The sequence below is a fragment of the Anabaena sp. UHCC 0187 genome (genome assembly GCF_009712035.1).
Lineage (GTDB): Bacteria > Cyanobacteriota > Cyanobacteriia > Cyanobacteriales > Nostocaceae > Dolichospermum.
This window is the reverse complement of record NZ_VILB01000003.1, coordinates 237,269-254,913: the sequence shown is the minus strand read 5'-3', so window position 1 is coordinate 254,913 and position 17,645 is coordinate 237,269. Positions and strand designations below refer to the sequence as shown.

General features: G+C 38.0%; 12 protein-coding genes and 1 pseudogene. 6 read left to right on the top strand and 7 right to left on the bottom strand.

Annotated features, from left to right (window positions below):
- Positions 1–483 precede the first annotated feature (483 nt).
- On the top strand, positions 484–1,002 hold the full coding sequence (locus tag FJR11_RS03720; RefSeq protein ID WP_168502369.1) for a hypothetical protein: 519 nt from the start codon (positions 484–486) through the stop codon (positions 1,000–1,002).
- A gap of 129 nt (positions 1,003–1,131) precedes the next feature.
- Complete coding sequence (locus FJR11_RS03715) at positions 1,132–1,755, top strand: 4Fe-4S single cluster domain-containing protein (RefSeq protein ID WP_168502368.1); 624 nt, start codon at positions 1,132–1,134, stop codon at positions 1,753–1,755.
- A gap of 111 nt (positions 1,756–1,866) precedes the next feature.
- On the opposite strand, the gene FJR11_RS03710 is transcribed toward FJR11_RS03715, so the two are convergent.
- The 3 genes from FJR11_RS03710 to modA all read right to left on the bottom strand — a co-directional run bounded on the left by FJR11_RS03710 (position 1,867) and on the right by modA (position 5,494).
- The gene (locus FJR11_RS03710) at positions 1,867–2,736 is read right to left on the bottom strand and encodes a nuclease A inhibitor family protein (protein ID WP_168502367.1); all 870 of its coding nucleotides are present in this window, start codon (positions 2,734–2,736) and stop codon (positions 1,867–1,869) included.
- A 21-nt stretch (positions 2,737–2,757) separates the two neighbouring features.
- On the bottom strand, positions 2,758–4,554 hold the full coding sequence (modB, locus tag FJR11_RS03705) for a molybdate ABC transporter permease subunit (protein ID WP_168502366.1): 1,797 nt from the start codon (positions 4,552–4,554) through the stop codon (positions 2,758–2,760).
- 145 nt (positions 4,555–4,699) lie between these two features.
- Positions 4,700–5,494 carry a molybdate ABC transporter substrate-binding protein gene (modA, locus tag FJR11_RS03700; RefSeq protein WP_168502383.1) on the bottom strand — a complete coding sequence of 265 codons (795 nt, stop codon included), beginning with the start codon at positions 5,492–5,494 and terminating at the stop codon, positions 4,700–4,702.
- 264 nt (positions 5,495–5,758) lie between these two features.
- Between modA and FJR11_RS03695 the strand changes: the two genes are divergently transcribed.
- Together FJR11_RS03695 and FJR11_RS23475 are read left to right on the top strand one after the other, a co-directional pair.
- The gene (locus tag FJR11_RS03695) at positions 5,759–6,016 is read left to right on the top strand and encodes a hypothetical protein (protein ID WP_168502365.1); all 258 of its coding nucleotides are present in this window, start codon (positions 5,759–5,761) and stop codon (positions 6,014–6,016) included.
- An 80-nt stretch (positions 6,017–6,096) separates the two neighbouring features.
- A pseudogene (locus FJR11_RS23475) lies at positions 6,097–7,897 on the top strand (iron uptake porin).
- A gap of 213 nt (positions 7,898–8,110) precedes the next feature.
- On the opposite strand, the gene FJR11_RS03680 reads toward FJR11_RS23475, so the two are convergent.
- Complete coding sequence (locus FJR11_RS03680; RefSeq protein ID WP_168502362.1) at positions 8,111–8,944, bottom strand: M56 family metallopeptidase; 834 nt, start codon at positions 8,942–8,944, stop codon at positions 8,111–8,113.
- Between the two features lie 4 nt (positions 8,945–8,948).
- On the bottom strand, positions 8,949–9,368 hold the full coding sequence (locus tag FJR11_RS03675; protein ID WP_168502361.1) for a BlaI/MecI/CopY family transcriptional regulator: 420 nt from the start codon (positions 9,366–9,368) through the stop codon (positions 8,949–8,951).
- Positions 9,369–9,718: 350 nt separating this feature from the next.
- Here FJR11_RS03675 and FJR11_RS03670 point away from each other — a divergent pair, with 350 nt between their 5' ends.
- Positions 9,719–10,459: a 2-phosphosulfolactate phosphatase family protein gene (locus FJR11_RS03670; RefSeq protein ID WP_168502360.1), complete on the top strand. Its 741-nt coding sequence runs from the start codon at positions 9,719–9,721 to the stop codon at positions 10,457–10,459.
- A gap of 168 nt (positions 10,460–10,627) precedes the next feature.
- On the opposite strand, the gene FJR11_RS03665 is transcribed toward FJR11_RS03670, so the two are convergent.
- Together FJR11_RS03665 and FJR11_RS03660 are read right to left on the bottom strand one after the other, a co-directional pair.
- Positions 10,628–12,412: a M61 family metallopeptidase gene (locus tag FJR11_RS03665; RefSeq protein WP_168502359.1), complete on the bottom strand. Its 1,785-nt coding sequence runs from the start codon at positions 12,410–12,412 to the stop codon at positions 10,628–10,630.
- Positions 12,413–12,761: 349 nt separating this feature from the next.
- Entirely contained in the window at positions 12,762–14,420 is a 1,659-nt protein-coding gene (locus FJR11_RS03660; protein ID WP_168502358.1) for a DUF3352 domain-containing protein, read from the bottom strand.
- Between the two features lie 455 nt (positions 14,421–14,875).
- On the opposite strand from FJR11_RS03660, the gene FJR11_RS03655 reads away from it, so the two are divergent.
- Positions 14,876–17,449: a M1 family metallopeptidase gene (locus tag FJR11_RS03655; RefSeq protein WP_168502357.1), complete on the top strand. Its 2,574-nt coding sequence runs from the start codon at positions 14,876–14,878 to the stop codon at positions 17,447–17,449.
- Positions 17,450–17,645 lie beyond the last annotated feature (196 nt).

Genomic DNA, 17,645 nt, shown 5'->3' with positions numbered 1-17,645 from the left:
AGAACTTGATGATGAGACAATTGATATAAATGATTTAGAAGAGAAAATTGCAGCAGAATATTTTGGTTATGGGACAGGTAATTGGCCTCGTTTTTTTACAACTCTTCGCTGGGTTTTAGGTGCAGGTGCGGAACGACATCTTATGAATATTTCTTATTCAGGTTAAGATTATCAACAATAAGACACCCGACTCCTTAGAGAAGTCGGGGATCTGACTGATGCGATGGGATGTAAAAAAGATGTTAATTGAGCAACATTTGATTAAACAAAATAAAATCTACCCTTTCATCTATCTAGAGAAATAGATTTTAGTTTGCAATTAACCTAAAATTAACCTATTTATAAAAAGGTGCTTTTTTTTTGAACAAAGCTGCAATTTTTGGAAAAAGTCTGATAGATTATCGGTATTGAGTTTTTCATTGTCCTTCTCATCTGAGAGAATCTTATCAACTCGATTCCCTGTTATTAATTTAGTTGTTGTATATGGATATCTTGTTTGTTCACGGTGAAGAAAGTCAAAACATCATCGGATGTTATGGAAATATTGAAGGAATTGCGGCTGTGGTTGTCACAGTATTTCCAGACAATAGCAAGTATGAAATTATTGATTCTGTGTTCCGTCGTCGTCTCGGACTGAAGCCAACTGCTGATGATTTGCTAGAACTGGCTAACACCCATAAAGTTAAATATATTCTCAGCAATAAACTCATGGACAATGTTTACCATGGGGGAACATTAGAAAAAAATTATGAGTTTCCTGTTGAGATTCAATGGGAAACCAATGAAATTAATGTTGAGAAATTGGTATTTTTAACCGAATGTTATCTCAATGAAGGGAGGTTAAATTTAGCTGCTGATGTCGAAAACGTGATAGAAAAAGAATTACGATCTTTCGATCTCCAAAAATGCCACGATTATGGTCAAGCCAGCCATAGGCTATTTGCATTCTTTCATGCGATTTCTGCTGCGCGTTCATCCACTCCCTCCTGGGCAAAATCTTAAGAGAATCTAAAGGTTGATTACGCAAAATAATCAATCTTTAAAAAAGCTTATAATTTCTTTCTCCACACTTTTTCAGAGTCTCGCTATATTAGCAAGTAATAGGAAAAGTTGAAAAGGAGTTGACAAAAGATGGAAACCAAGCCCATGAACCCATCTCTCGGACTCGCGGACATTCCCCCCGGTTATCTTAACATTATGGGTTATGTTGACCAATCAGAAGTTAATGGCCCTGGTTGTCGGGCTGTTGTCTGGGTACAAGGCTGTAACCGTGAGTGTTCTGGTTGCTTTAATCCGGACTCCTGGGCGTTTGAGATTAATGATTTAGTAGCTATTGATAGCCTAGCTGAAAGTATTCTCAAAAATCCTCAAAATACTGGTGTAACTTTTTCCGGTGGTGAGCCATTTTGGCAAGCACCTGCATTAACAATTCTAGCGAAAAAGTTAAAAGCGGCGGGTTTAAATGTGATGTCTTTTACTGGTTTCACTCTTCAACAATTACAATCTAATTCTGCCCCTCCAGGTGCAAAAGAATTGTTAGCAGAATTAGATATTTTGATTGATGGTCCTTTCGTTAAATCTCTAGCAGTTAATTCTCCTGATTCTCCGGTTTCTTCTAGTAATCAAAATGTCAATATCTTCAACCCAGAATTTGCCGATAAAATCACTTGGGCTAGTGATCAAATTGAAGTTCACATTCTCAAAGATGGAAATCGTATTGTCACAGGTTATCAAGGTTTATTGGAATTAAGTTAATGCTAGGGAGGCTGAAAAATACATCTTGATTTTTCAGTCTTTCGCATTTATTTGGGGCTTTAGTTTTGACTAATTATTTATATAAGGAGTCACTTCATGATTAATTTTGTGTCAAGACCATACAGCCATACTTACCACCCCAGCAAAATCACCATCTTCAGTTTCACCAATGGCGTAAATATTATAGCAACAACCTATGCCAAATAGATAGGTATGTAAATTGCTTAAGTTTGACTGAAGTAAAGCATCTAATTCTTGTATAGCTTCCATATATTCCTCATCAAAATCATCTTCAGAGTCAGTGTCTGGAGTAAATTTTTGAAATGAAAAAGTTCTCGCAAATCCAATTTTATCTAATAAATTATTCAACATTGATTCTCTTGTTTCTCCCAATCTGACAGTAAAGCCTGTATATGTGAAACCTCCTAAAATATTCGGTTCATAAACCTCTAAATCTGCTAATAGAGTTTCTAGTTGAGTAAATAACTGAATATTTGTTGCTGTTTGTGGTTGATAAACTGGAAGTAGTGGTTCTCCTATAATCATTTCACCTCTGGGACTATATTCTTCAAAATCTGCTGGTAGTTGAGGTGCAATACCAATCCATTCTCCAGATTTTGTCAGTCCGAAAATTATCTTAAAGGTATCTGCTGGATCACCTAATGTTCTAATTTCCGCTGCTTCTAAAAATGAAGTATTGTTTTTGAGTAATTCTATGACTATTTGATGTTTTTCGGTTTTTTGCCAAACATTCTCTAAATAATCATCTAAATTTGCAGTTTTCATGATCTTACCGCCTTCTTGGTAAGATAGAAAATTAGGAGTTTCTGATCTGAATAAGTTTTCTATGGTAAATTCTCCTAGCGTTTCCACTTCCCAAACAAAAGGATTGATAGGATAATCTGAATCACTCCAAGGAAAGTCTAAATCTCTTGTTAATTTTTGAATTTGCTGGAAAAGTTCTGCATTATTGCTTTTCATGACATTACCAAATATATTCTTTTACTGCATTAATATTAACTGTAAAGGGTCTAAATGTACATACCAAGGAAAAGGTTGATCTTGAATATTTACCCATTTTTCCTTATAAATTTCTCCTTGTAAATGATAATCATGGGGATGATTCCCACCAGAATGTAGTTTGAGAAATACTGTCATTCTGTGGGGTGTTTCACTGGTACGAACTAAATAACAGGGAAATGTATTTACTTGCTGAGGATCTTTAGTGAAAATTAAATGATGAGCGCGAATACCAACATGAGATAATTCTGAAGGAATTTTTTCTCTCACTTCCAGAATACAACCCCAATCAATTACTTCTATTTGTTGAGGAGATAAAGTATTAGCACGGGAAAAGTTTTTACAGCCAGTAAGTTGAGCAACATTTACACTAGCAGGATGTTGAAATATCTCATATTTAGAACCATGATGTGCTTCTTTTCCCTGTTCTAATACTAATAGATTGGGACATAGCCGATAAGCTTCTTCCATATTATGAGTCACAAACAAAGTTACTCCAGAATAATCATCCAGAATTTCTGTAACTTGTTGTTCTAATTGACTGCGTAAATGTGTATCTAGGGCGGAAAATGGTTCATCTAAAAGTAATGCTTCTGGTTTGCTGGCCAAAGCCCTAGCTAATGCTATTCGTTGCTGTTGTCCCCCAGAAAGTTGGTGCGGATAGCGATCGCCAAATCCCTGTAATTGCATCGTTATTAATTGCTTTTCTACCTCTTCTTTAGCATTTAGATATTTGGGTAAACCAAAAGTGATATTTTGCGCCACAGTCATATGTGGAAATAAGGCATAGTTTTGGAATAAAAAACCAATCCGTCGTTGATGAATAGGAATATTAATTTTCTTTTCTGAGTCGAATAACACTTTACCATTTAAAATTATTCGTCCTTTTGTAGGTGTTTCTATCCCCGCAATACAACGCAAAATCATACTTTTTCCTGCCCCAGAACTTCCCAATAATCCCAATGGTTGATTGTCAGTATTAAAGGCAACTTGTAGATAAAAGTTATCTAGTCTTTTTTCAATATCTAAAAATAAACTAGATGTGTAGGAATCAATTAATAAAGAATTAGATTTATTTGCTAATTTTATTGGCTTTATTGGTACTTTTGTGCGTTTGCGTTGATCCTGAAATTCTTGCCACAAATTAGCTATAATAATTCCTGAAAGAGAAACCATCATAATGACAATTGACCAAAACCAAGCTTCATTCATTGCCCCCGCTTCCACAGCAAAATATATTGCCATTGGCATTGTTTGAGTTTGTCCAGGGATATTACCTGCTAACATCAAAGTTGCCCCAAATTCACCCAAAGCCCGCGCAAATGCTAAGGTAGTGGCAGCTAAAATCCCAGGAAATGCTAGGGGTAAACTAATCCGCCAAAAAATTGTGAATTCTTTAGCACCTAACGTTCTCGCTACTCGTAAAAGATTGGCATCAATTTGACTAAAAGCTCCCAATGCAGTTTTATACATCAATGGGAAGGAAACTACTGTAGCAGCGATTGCCGCACCATACCAAGTAAACACAATGGTGGTATCAAACGGTTCTAGCAGTTTACCAACCGGACCATTTTTACCAAAAAATAGCAGCAGTAAAAATCCCACCACAGTAGGTGGTAAAATCAACGGTGCAACAAATATCCCCTCAATTAAAGATTTGCCTTTACCCCGATATCCCAACATCCAATAAGCAGCAGATATCCCCAAAAAGAAAGTAATAAACGTTGCTAGTAAAGCTGTTTTGAGAGATATCCAAAGCGGTGATAAATCCTGTGGCATAGTTTTTAAGGTTTGACTACATAGTTAAATTGATTTAAATCAACTGAATGGGTATTATACCTTTAAGGTTAACTTATTCATTCCTGCATAGTTCATAAATGCAGGAATGTTTAAACTGAGAAAAAGTATTTAATTTCACCTGTGACTAAGGCAAAATAAACCCATATTTCTTGAATACAGTCTTAGCTTGATTGCTAGATAAAAATTGAGAGAATTCTTTAGCAGCATCAACATTTTTGCTACGTTTCAAAACTGCTAATGGATAAATAATGGGAGAATGATATTTTTCATCCGCCGCAACTACAACTTTTACCTTATCAGAGATTTTGGCATCAGTAGCATAAACTAAACCAGCATCAGCATTACCACTTTCTACAGATGCTAAAACTTGACGCACATTATTAGCAAAAACCAGTTTTGATTTAATTTGTTGCCAAATTTTCAACTTTCCTAATACTTGTTGTGCATATTGTCCTGCGGGTACACTTCTCGGTTCACCAATAGCGATTTTTTTAACTTTGGCATCTTTGAGACTGTAGAAACTGGTGATACCAACAACATTTTTAGGTATTACTAAAACTAGCCGATTTTTAGCAATGATATTCCGAGTTCCTGGAACTAAAAGTCCTTTTTGTTCTAAAGCATCTACTTGTTTTTTAGCCGCAGATATAAAAATATCCGCCGGCGCACCTTGTTCGATTTGTTGCTGTAATGCACCGGAACTACCAAAGTTATAACTAATATTGACGCTTGGTTTACTTTGTTGGTATAGAGGCTTAATTTCTTCCATTACGTCCTTCAAACTAGCAGCGACGGAGATGAGTAAGTTGGTATTAGATTGTGCTGCTACAGGGGAAGAAGTCAGAATTGGTAAGCCAATAACCAGTAGTAAGGTAGCTAATGCTGTCGCTATTAAAACTAGTAGCTTTCTTCTTTTGATTGGCAAACTGGACTGAGAGAAATTTTTACTCATGGAATTTACACTCGGTATACTTTGATTACCATAATATTTACCAAGATAACTGGTAAATATTTCCTGAAAAAATCAACCTGTAAAGATCATTAATCTCAAATATTGTGTCGTAAGCTACTTTTTTTCAAATAGGGCTAGAGGATACTTACCAATTAAGTTGGTTGTTGTGTGGCTCTAAAATTCTCTTGGGAAAAAGAGCTTTTTTTTACTAGCTGATGGATATAAACAGCAATGGCAAAAGATTCTGATTTTTTAACTAATTTAACTGATTTTCTCTATCCTCGCCACAAATATTATGGTCAATTCAAGCCAGAGTATTTGGTTTTTAACTCTAATTTACAGGAATTTTCTCAGCGGGTAAGCTATATTTGTAGCCTGCAAACTGCTGGTAAGCTTTCACCAGAGGACGCTTACACTCAAATTAAAAGGCTTTGGAAGCAATTAAAAACTGCTAAAAAACAAATTTTACCAACCACAGAAAATCTGTAGTCTTTGCTACAAAATACCAAGTTAATTGGTATTAATATGTACCTGTTAAGTTGGTATTAAAGATTTGAGGTGTGAGGTAAATGTCTACTTTTCTACGAAATTCACTGTGGATTACTCCGTTATTGATTGCAGCTAATACAATTACAGCTAAGGCTGGAGAAGTTGATACCAACCTCACTAATTTGCAGGTGAAAGACGGTATAGTTTATGGAAATCAGGAAAATTCCAACTCGGAAATAGAGCAGGTAACATCTGTTTCCCAACTTTCAGATGTGCAACCGACAGATTGGGCTTTTCAGGCTTTGCAATCTCTAGTTGAACGCTATGGTTGTATTGCCGGATACCCAAATAGCACTTTCCGGGGCAATCGAGCCATGACGCGCTATGAATTTGCAGCGGGTTTAAATGCCTGTTTGAATAGGGTTCAGGAATTGATTGCCACCAGTACGGCTGATGTGGTGAAAAAGGAAGATTTAGACACTCTGCAAAAACTGCAACAAGAATTTGCGGATGGATTAGTAGAAATACGAGGCAGAATAGATGGCTTTGAAAGTCGTACTGCTGCACTAGAAAGTCAACAATTTTCCACTACTACCAAGTTAAATGGGGAAGTAATTTTTGCTCTTGGGGGTGTATTTGGTGGAGATAGGGCGTTAGATTCTGACCGTTGGAGGACAATTAATGCAGCCCCCGCAGCTAGTCGAGAAGCTGTTAAGAATGCACAATATACAGCATCAGGAGGACGTAAACTCCAAGATAATACAATTTTTAGCGATGCCTTCGGCGGGCGTAAGCCATCGCATCCGCCTGAATTTAGTTACTAGCTTTACAGGTAAAGACCAATTGTTTACTCGCTTAGAAGCAAACAACTCCACTGCTTTTAACTCACCAGTCACAGGTACGAATATGAGTCGTACATCCTGGGATACGACTAATGCTGATAACAGTATCCAAATGGGCAAATTGTATTATCGGTTTCCCGTAGGAGATAAAATCAATGTGATTGTTGATGCCATTGGTGGTGAATTTTACGACAATATAAACACCATTAACCCCTTATTATCTTCAACTCCTGTCGGTTCATTGTCTCGTTTTGGTCGCTTTTCTCCTATCTACCGTGCCAGTAATACCAGTTCAGCAAGTAATACAGGTTCGGGTGTAAGTGCTGTCTTCAAATTAAGTGATAAAATTACCTTGTCTGGGGGTTATCTGGCTAGAAGAGGTAGTGATCCAAGTGCTGGAAAGGGCTTATTTGATGGGAGTTATGGTGCATTAACGCAATTAGCATTCCAACCAAACAGTAATTTAACCCTTGGTTTGACTTATGCACACTCTTATCTCAGAGGTGCTAATAATGATGGTGATGTGACAGTTTCGGGCGCTTATGGTAGTGCTTTTGCCAATAATCCCTTTAACTCTAGTGCCACTAATCCAGTGAACACTACAACGAATCATTACGGACTAGAAACCAGCTATCGTGTTCATCCTAAACTGGCATTTGGTGGTTGGGTTGGGTATACACAAGCCATAGCTGAAAATAGTTCTGGTGCTAATGTGAATAGGGGAGATAAAGCAGATATTTGGAATTGGTCTGTTAACTTAGCTTTCCCAGATTTAGGTAAAAAAGGTAACTTAGGCGGTATTATCTTTGGTCAACCACCGAAAGTTACAAGTAATGATTTTGGGCCAGCGGTTCTCACTTCTACCAGCAACCGTCGTCTGGATAGTGATACTTCTTTGCATCTAGAAGCACTATATCGTTATCAAGTTAATAATAATCTCTCCATTACTCCTGGCTTGATTGTTATTTTTAACCCAGAACATAACAGTAACAACAACACCATTTATACAGGAATCCTCCGCACCACATTCCGGTTTTAACAAGCCCTGGCGATTATAAAGATGCCTCCGGCTCCCGTCAGGGATACACGGCTACACAAACAAAGTCCACCTGCGTGGACTAAGAAAAAGCACTTATTTTTAACCCACGGAGGTGGGTTTTGCCTGTGTAGTTGCGGTTTCTAACCGCCGATTTCATGTTAATAGGACTTGTGTATACACCGTAGCCAGAAAATAGAGAGGAGAGGAAAGAATTCAAGTATGAAATACAACTGTAACTAAGGGTAAAAAGGCTAAGAGAAAAATATGCCAAGATTGCAATTGCGTTTCTAATATTGGTTCAGAGGGTGTTAATAAAGCCTCTATTCTTTGTTCCAAGCGATCGCCTGCACCCAAAGCAGCACAACAAATATCAGATGTCATGGGGTTATTACTAACTACCAAAAGCAAAGATTCTGCTAATACTAAAGGATCTACTTGAGATGCGGCATAACTATCAGCCCGTAATTCTCGTAAAATTAACAATTCTTGCCATAAAGACTCTGTATTGGGCAACCAACTTGTACAGGAACGCACCCAACCCAGCCAAAAAAACCAAAATGTATCCCTATATTGATAATGCCCGTCCTCGTGTGCCAATACGCTTTCTAAATGGGCTGGAGAGAGGGTTTGTAGTAGTCCTTGACTAACAACTAATTCAGGTTGCCAAAAACCCATTTGTCCGGCAAATAAAGCCCCTGTTGGCAAAAGTCTGGCTGGTTTACCAACGAGATTTATGTGGGGACATTCACGGACAGATTTAATCGCTTTCCAGCCCCCAAAAGCGAGTTTGATGCCTAAGATATTAAAAAATCCCAGCAAAATTATTGCTAGAAGATAGCTTAAAGAGTCGGTATACATTCCGCCCATTTTTCCCTGTGTACCCATACAGACTATAGAAGTCACTGTCATGAACACAAGTAAAGGGGGAAAGAGGAATAAAAACAGGGTTTTTTGCCACCGTAACTGCCAATTTCCTGGGGGTATACTGCGAGATGATCGTAACCAGTAAGCAATGGTTACAGCAGTGACTATCATCAGTAGATGCATAATTCTATTTTTCTCCTCTGGCTTCCCGTGCGGCTTGAATGCGTTTAGAAATCGCTTCGATTTGGTCACTAGCAGCTTGATCTAAACTATCAGCAAATGCCGCAATTACATCAGGATTTCCTACTGCTAAAAATTGCTGTAATTGATCATGTGCCTTAATCACCTCTGCTTGTTGCTTGGTGAGTAAAGTCCGCCAATAAAAGGCTTTTCCCTGCTTATCACAAGCTAACCAACCTTTTTCCGTGAGCCGACGGAGAACGGTGGTAACGGAAGTATAAGCCAATTCGCGGTTAGGATCAGCCAAAATGCGATCATGTACATCTTTAACTGTTGCTGAACCGATATCCCAGACGATACCGAGGATTTCTGCTTCCAAAGGACCTAGGGACATTTGTTTGGGACGGTAATCTGGTAAGGGTGCCATATTGATAATTTTGGATGTTCTTTCTATTTTAAGATGACTTCCAACCACAAGTTCCCCGACTTGTTCAAGAACTTTTAGCAAGAATGAAAAAGCTCAAATTTCCAAGTTTCTCCAAAAGTTGGTAATCCTTTTCATCCTTACATCCTGGAAATCCTGATTCTGACAATCTCTAATTTTTCTATGTTTAAGATTAGAAGATGTAATACAAAGCCTAAAACCTTACTATATATGCTTTTTAGTCCTTATTAGTATTTATGTATTATCAAAGAGATAGATTTTAGTATCGTCAGTTGGTGACATCAAGTAGGTAGAATATTACCGCAGTCATATAAAGTAGGTGTAGCCAGCACGTGAAGATATTTGTATATCACACTCCCGAATTAACCCCAACTGATACATTACCAGAATGTGCGATCGCTGTTGATGTCCTCAGAGCAACTAGCACAATGGCCACAGTTTTAGCCGCTGGAGGGGAAGCTGTGCAAGTTTTCAGCGATTTAGATCAACTCGTAGAAGTGAGTGAACAATGGCCTCCAGAAAAACGATTAAGGGCTGGAGAACGGGGTGGTGCGAAAGTCGCTGGTTTTGAGTTAGGTAACTCACCCTTAGATTGTACAGCAGATTTAGTTACAGGACGACGGTTATTTATTAGTACCACCAACGGGACAAGAGCTTTACAACGGATACAAAACGCCCCCATTGTTCTCGCAGCAGCTTTGATTAATCGGGCAGCAGTAGTTAAATTTCTCCTAGAAAAGCAACCGGAAACCGTTTGGATTGTTGGTTCTGGTTGGGAAGGTAGTTATTCTTTAGAGGATACAGTATGTGCTGGAGCAATTGCTCATAGTATTTGCCAACAAACTAATTGTTCCCTAGAAGAAATTAGTGGTAATGATGAAGTCATTGGTGCAATTGCTCTTTATTCCCAATGGCAAAATGACTTATTAGGATTATTGCACAAAGCTAGTCATGGTCAAAGATTATTACGTTTAGAATGTTTAGAAGACCTTAAATATTGTTCCCAAACCGATATTTTAGATGTTTTGCCAATTCAGCAAGAAATGGGAGTATTAAAAAGTCAAAATAAGTAACTAAAAAAATATTTTTTCAAGCAATTAATCATCTGAATCAGGATTTACAAGATTTAAGAATTTCCAGGATTTAACTATTTGCATTTTGCATTTTTTCATCCTGTTCAATCCTTTAATCCTGGACATCCTGATATGGCTTGCGCCACGCTACGCTATCAGACATTAATCTTACTGAATAGCTGACAGCGGTACACCCAACCAACCAACAAAATTATCCATTTCTGTAGAAGAAGGATTTTCCACAGATTTAATTTGATATTTGCCAGGAATTGGTGCAGCCAAAATCACAGCATAAGTCCGCAATTCATCTTGATGAAAAACAGTAACTTGGATAGAATCATTTGCTTGATAATCCTTCAAGCGTTCATTTAACTGACTTGTTCCTACCTTAATACCATCAATAGCTAATAACTCATTTCCGGCATCAATTCCCGCTTTTTGTGCTGGTGAACCCGCTTCCACAAATTTAATTATTTCTCGCCCATTTTCAGTATTTATCCTCACACCAAAATAAGGTTCTTCATTCTTTTCCTCAACTAATCGCAAACCAAAAGGTTGCAAATATTGATTAAATGGTAAATCTTCCAAACCATTAAGATAGCGGTTAAAGAAATCGCCCAAATCCATCCCCGCGACAGACTCAATTACTCCCTCTAACTGTTCGGGAGTATAACCAATTTCCTCTTTGCCAAATTCCTGCCACATTTGCCGCATGACATCATCTAAGGAACGTTGATTTTGATGATGAACGCGAATTAATAAATCTAACAAAAGTGACACCATTTCCCCTTTTAAATAATAGGAGATTTGGGAATTAATACTATTAGGATCTGGACGATAAAGTTTAATCCAAGCATCAAAACTTGACTCTGATAAAGGTTGTACTTTCCGTCCTGGAGTGTTGAGATATCTGGTAATTTCCTTACTCAAATAGTTTAAATATGCCTTGGTATTATAAATACCTGCCCGTAAAGGAATTACTAAATCATAATAACTAGTTGTTCCCTCACAAAACCATAAAGATGGTGTATAGTTTTCCTGATCATAATCAAACACTTCCAAACCCTTGGGACGGATTCTTTTCACATTCCATAGGTGAAAAAATTCATGGGCCACTAATTGTAAAAACGGCTCATATTTATCCTGACTTCTAAATCCAAATCTCTTGTAAATTAAAGAACAAGAGTCTTTATGTTCTAAACCACCAAAACCTTGCTGAAGTAAATGCAGAAAAAATACATATCTGTCATAAGGTAAACCGCCAAACATTTGTGCTTCGACTTCAATGATTTTTTGGCAATCTGCAATCATTTGTTCTGGTTGAAAATTGCCTTTTCCCCAAACTGCTAATTCATGAGGTTTACCCAAAACTTCAAACTTATATAATTGATGATAACCAATTTCAAACGGACTATCAACTAAAGTATCAAAATCTGCGGCTAAAAAAGTATTTTCGCTGTTTGGTAATGCAGGTAAACCAGTAGTAATTTGCCATGTAGGGTTAGCTGTAATCACCGTTACCTGCATGGGTAAATTCTCCCAACCAGGGATTCTGAAAAACAATGCCGCACCATTAAAGTAACCGTGAGTGGCATCTAAATGATTTGTTCTGACGGTTAATTCATTGGCAAAAATACGATAAGTGATCGTAACTTTTGAAATATCACCTTTTGCTATCTGCCAATGATTTTTACTGATTTTCTGCCAAGATAAAGGTTCATTGTCAGCAAAAGCCGCAAAATCTTGTAAGTTTTTTTCATATTCCCGGACTAAATATGATCCAGGTGTCCACACTGGCATTTTTAAATCGAGAATTGAATTTGGGTAGTTAACAATATGTAATGTCACCTCAAACAGATGGGTTTCTGGTTGAGACATTCCTACTAAATAATGAATTTGGGGAGTGATTTCGGGAACTTGAGTATTTAAACGTGGTGGTGTTGGTTTAGTCATCTTGTTTGTTGAGTTTTGAGTTATTTATCTATAGTTAACAGTTCATCATTAATCGTCAAGCATGGGAATATAAGTTTATAATTACTTTTTATGAAAATATATAAAAATAACATGATTCGCTTATAAGCAACAATATACAAATATTCAGTAAATTTTAGACAGAATATACTTGTATGCACATTGGTAACTGTGCAACCAAGGATTCTCAAGCTATATTTTGAATTGATTGTAATACAGTAATTATTATATTTAGAAATTCCCACATCAAAATCCGTTAAATCAAGAAAATGATCAGTGAGTAGGGGTTTAGCAGTGCTAAACCCCTACATTTATACTATAGATTGAAAGATTACTTCCCTTGACTGGGCTTAAGAGATAATAACATCTCCATTTGAGTCATTGATTTACTAGGACTATTAACAGTCACACCAATGCCACGAATAGAAGCTAGGATAGCGGTAGCCTCTGAAGGTAAAGGCTGACTTTGGGCGGCTAAACGCTCAATTATAGTGGTGGTTTTATCCATATCTAAATAGAAGTAACCGCCGTTGGGAGTTTGCAAAGAACCTGTGACAGTTTTAAAAGTATCACTTTGATCAAGTGCTGCACCTTTTCGAGCTGCCAATGTTTCCGCAAGAGGTCCACCAATAGCCAAAAATACCGTATCATCATCTAGCCAACCATGGGACATAAGAGCGCCTTGTTGGGGAATTTGCCATTCTGTGACATTTTTACCACCAATATTTTTTTGAGCAACATTGAGAGATTGCTGTTTAGCAAGATTATCGAGTTTAGTTAGAGTGGCTTCAGCCGTTTTGCGATCGCTCGTATCCAATACTAACGCACCCCCAAAACCCACATTGGCTAATAAACCTTGATTAGATTGAATCGCACCTAAACCAAATTCTCCATTCATCCACCCAAAAATATCTTTATCTAAATCAATTTGTACAGCTTTTAGTTGTGTCCGTGCTTGTTGCAGTCCTTGATTTAATTCAGGATAATCTTTTGACTGTTCAACTAGAGTTTGCCAACTTTTACTAATCCCCTGTCCACTGACTAAAGCCAAGGTTTCAGTGGGAAATTGTCCGACAATCTTAGCCGCAGAGGTTTGATATTGAAATTTATTTAACTGCGGATCTAAATTCACAATTGCTTTTACTCTCAATCCACCATCATCTACTCCCACACCTGCTGTCAGTGATTTCACTTGCTTAATTTGTGCCAGGGTTTGTGGCGGTAATTGTTTGGACTGGGGATTGAAAGTCGTTAATTTTTGTACCATATTCGCATAATCAGGTACATAAACTTGAGCTAGACTATTTTTAACATCTACACCTTTACGGAGAATATCATTTGCACCTTCTTTAGTCGCAAAGGAAGGTTCACCTTTGTAGGTATCAATAGCTTTTTCTACAGCTTGTTTATTTGATGTAAACAGCAAATGGTCATTATTCAAAACTGTTGTATATGTCGGTTGTCCTTGACCTGTCGTTTCGATAATTTTTTGACCTTTATAGTCCGATTCCTGAACTTTGACATTTTTTTGGTCTTTCAACTTATTGGCAAATTTCAGAGCAGCTATTTTATCCTTAATCCCTACTACTAAGAGAATATTGGGTTCTTCCGGTGAGCGTAAGTTAGTCTGGGATACTTTTTTGGCATCTGGTGGTAGTACCGCAATCATCACACCACCAACCCAAGGTTTGATATCTGCTTCGTAAGATATCTTACTATCATTCAACATTTGTTGGTTGAAATTTTCTAACTCTTTTCCCAGTATTTTCTGTGCTTGAGGTGTCCCAAACTGCTGTAACTTATTCCAAGATTCAGGATTAGTGTCAATATAAGCTGCCATTAATGCAGTCCCAGGTACTAATTTAGCACTACTTAAAGGGCTAGAACTATCAGCACCACCCTTGAGATACATATAAGCTGCTATACCTCCTGCTAAGATTACAGCAGTGCCAATTACAGGAATTAAAAATGATGATTTCTTTTCAGACATGAGTAACCTATCCTTCTTTTTGTAATTTTTGTAACAGTTGCTATCAAATACTAATTGGTGTGTGTGGAAATTTCTTTAGTCAACAATTCATGGAAAGCAAGTATATTTTGGGAATTTTGTCGGTTTAGTAAATCTGAGCAGATATCGCATATTGAGTATAAAAAAGTGAAATGCACTCATCTCATAGAGACAGTTTACAATCAAGTGGTGAAAAACTTTAGTTAATGGATTTTAATTTCTTAATCCTTATTTTTATCACTAATTTCCGCTAATTTAACGGTATTTACTGATAAAATTTATGGTTTATGCTCACCAATAATTTGTAATTGGCTCTAAATAATACTCCAATATGGTTAGAACTGAATCCGCAAATGATATCTTATTCCTTTGAAAACAATATTTGTATGACTTACATCTCACTAGACGTTTCAAGATTAAAAGGCTAGAAATAATCAATGTTGCAGTTTTATTTTGATACCGAAAAAACCGGACACAAACGTTTTGAGTTACCAGGGGCAAAACCACACTATAACCCTGATCGACCCGGACAGGTAGAACATATTTTTCTGGATCTGACTTTGGATATCCCTAACCAAAGTTGCTCCGGAACTTGTAGCACTCGCCTATTGCCAGTCCGTAATGGTATTGATAGGTTAACTTTGGATGCTGTCAATCTGAAGATCCAGTCGGTACAGGTAAATGAAGTTGAGCAAAAATTTGAATATGATGGTGAAAAACTTTGCATTCACCTATCACAACCTACGCAAATTGGCCATCGCTTGTTAATTGCGATCGCTTACGCAGCCGAAAAACCCCAACGGGGTATTTACTTCATTCAACCAAACAAACACTACCCCCACAAACCCACTCAAGTCTGGACTCAAGGAGAAGACGAAGACTCTCGCTATTGGTTTCCTTGTTTCGACTATCCCGGACAGTTATCAACATCAGAAATTCGTGTTCGTGTCCCTAACCCCTTGGTGGCTATCTCCAACGGTGAACTAATTGACACCATAGAAGAGGCAAAATATAAAACCTATCATTGGTCACAGCAACAAGTTCATCCTACCTATTTGATGACTTTAGCCGTTGGTGATTTTGCGGAAATTCGGGATGAGTGGCATGATAAAGCTGTTACCTACTACGTCGAAAAAGGACGAGAAGCTGATGCTCAACGCAGCATGGGCAAAACTCCCCAAATGATCGAATTTCTGAGCGAAAAGTATGGTTATCCCTACGCTTTCCCCAAATATGCCCAAGTTTGTGTAGATGACTTTATTTTTGGAGGTATGGAAAATACTTCCACAACTCTATTAACTGACCGATGTTTATTAGATGCACGGGCAATATTAGATAATCGCAATACGGAAAGTTTAGTTGTCCATGAACTCGCACACCAATGGTTTGGGGATTTGGTGGTCATTAAACATTGGTCCCATGCTTGGATTAAGGAAGGTATGGCTTCCTATTCTGAGGTCATGTGGACAGAACATGAATATGGCGACCAAGAAGCCGCATATTATCGGTTATCCGAAGCGCGGAGTTATTTAAATGAAGATAGCAGTCGCTACCGCAGACCGATGGTAACTCATGTTTACCGGGAAGCAATTGAACTTTATGACCGCCACATTTATGAAAAAGGATCTTGTGTTTATCACATGATTCGGGCAGAATTGGGCGATGAGTTATTTTGGCAAGCTGTGCAAACTTTTGTTCAAGATAACGCCCACCAAACTGTAGAAACCATAGACTTATTAAGAGCAATTGAAAAAGCCACAGGACGCAATTTGGCTTTTCTGTTTGATCAATATGTCTATCGTGGTGGTCATCCTGATTTTAAAGTCGCTTATGCCTGGGATGGTGACGCAAATTTGGCGAAGGTGACAGTCACGCAAACCCAAGCTAAAGCCGATAGTAAGGATTTATTTAATCTCAGGATTCCCATTGGTTTTGGATATAAAGAAAATCCCCAACTGACAACTTTTACAGTTCGAGTACATGAAAAAGAACAAAGTTTTTACTTTCCCTTAACACAAAAGCCTGATTTTATTAGCTTTGATGTTGGCAATAATTACCTCAAAACTGTCAAATTAGAATTCCCAATTGCGGAATTAAAAGCCCAGTTAGAATTTGATCCTCATCCCATTTCCCGCATTTATGCAGCGGAAGCTTTAGCTAAAAAAGGCGGATTAGAAGCTACTTTAGCCCTATCCTCAGCTTTGAAAAATGATCCTTTTTGGGGTGTGCGGGTCGAAGTTGCCAAAGAACTGGCAGAAATTCAGCTAGATCAAGCTTTTGATGGTTTAGTCGCTGGATTAGATGATCCTAGTCCCTTTGTGCGTCGGGCTGTGATTAGTTCTCTAGGGCAAATTAAAACTCATACTAGCTATAAAGCTGTTAAGGGTTTTGTGCAAAATGGGGATGCCAGTTACTATGTAGAAGCGGCAGCTTGTCGAACTATTGCAGCCATAGCAGCGGCTCATTTAGAAGATAAACCCCATGAAGACAAGGTAATCAAGTTACTCAAATCTGTATTAGAAGAACGAGCCGGTTGGAATGAAGTGGTTCGTAGTGGGGCTGTAGCTGGTTTAGCTGAATTCAAATCTTCGGAAGCGGCTTTAAATTTGCTACTGGAATACACAAAAGTTGGTATACCGCAACCATTACGCCTTTCAGCAATTCGCGCTGTGGGCAAAATTTCCACTGGTCAAACTCCTGCTAATATCGAACGGGTTTTAGATCGGTTGGCGGAAATCGCCAGGGAGACTTTCTTTTTAACTCAGGTAGCGGTTTTAACAGCTTTGGGACAAATGGAAACGCCAAAAGCGATCAGCATTTTGCAATCTTTAGCCAATCAAACCGCAGATGGGCGCGTCCGTCGCTATGCTGAGGAGGAAGTTGGTAAAGTGCAGAAGAATATCGGTACAGACAAAACCCTGCGTCAATTGCGTGAGGAACTTGATCAAATCAAACAGCAAAATCAGGAATTGAAAAGCCGTTTGGAAAATCTGGAAGCAAAATCAAAGTAAATATGATTTACGCGCTGTAGTTGTTTACAGTTGGGTGAAGTAAAGTTAAACCTCTCTCCAAACCTCTAGGGGAGGGGCTTTGATATTACTGCTGCCTATGTCGGATAAACGAACCACAGAGGCACAGAGAACACAGAGAAGGAAAAATAGAGAGGGTTTTTGCGTCAGTTTTGGGACATTTTTTGATTTGGAAGTC

Coding starts and splice junctions, on each gene's coding strand:
- FJR11_RS03720 (WP_168502369.1), top strand. CDS start 484: ATGGATATCTTGTTTGTTCACGGTGAAGAAAGTCAAAACATCATCGGA.
- FJR11_RS03715 (WP_168502368.1), top strand. CDS start 1,132: ATGGAAACCAAGCCCATGAACCCATCTCTCGGACTCGCGGACATTCCC.
- FJR11_RS03710 (WP_168502367.1), bottom strand. CDS start 2,736: ATGAAAAGCAATAATGCAGAACTTTTCCAGCAAATTCAAAAATTAACA.
- modB (WP_168502366.1), bottom strand. CDS start 4,554: ATGCCACAGGATTTATCACCGCTTTGGATATCTCTCAAAACAGCTTTA.
- FJR11_RS03695 (WP_168502365.1), top strand. CDS start 5,759: ATGGCAAAAGATTCTGATTTTTTAACTAATTTAACTGATTTTCTCTAT.
- FJR11_RS03680 (WP_168502362.1), bottom strand. CDS start 8,944: ATGCATCTACTGATGATAGTCACTGCTGTAACCATTGCTTACTGGTTA.
- FJR11_RS03675 (WP_168502361.1), bottom strand. CDS start 9,368: ATGGCACCCTTACCAGATTACCGTCCCAAACAAATGTCCCTAGGTCCT.
- FJR11_RS03665 (WP_168502359.1), bottom strand. CDS start 12,412: ATGACTAAACCAACACCACCACGTTTAAATACTCAAGTTCCCGAAATC.
- FJR11_RS03660 (WP_168502358.1), bottom strand. CDS start 14,420: ATGTCTGAAAAGAAATCATCATTTTTAATTCCTGTAATTGGCACTGCT.
- FJR11_RS03655 (WP_168502357.1), top strand. CDS start 14,876: ATGTTGCAGTTTTATTTTGATACCGAAAAAACCGGACACAAACGTTTT.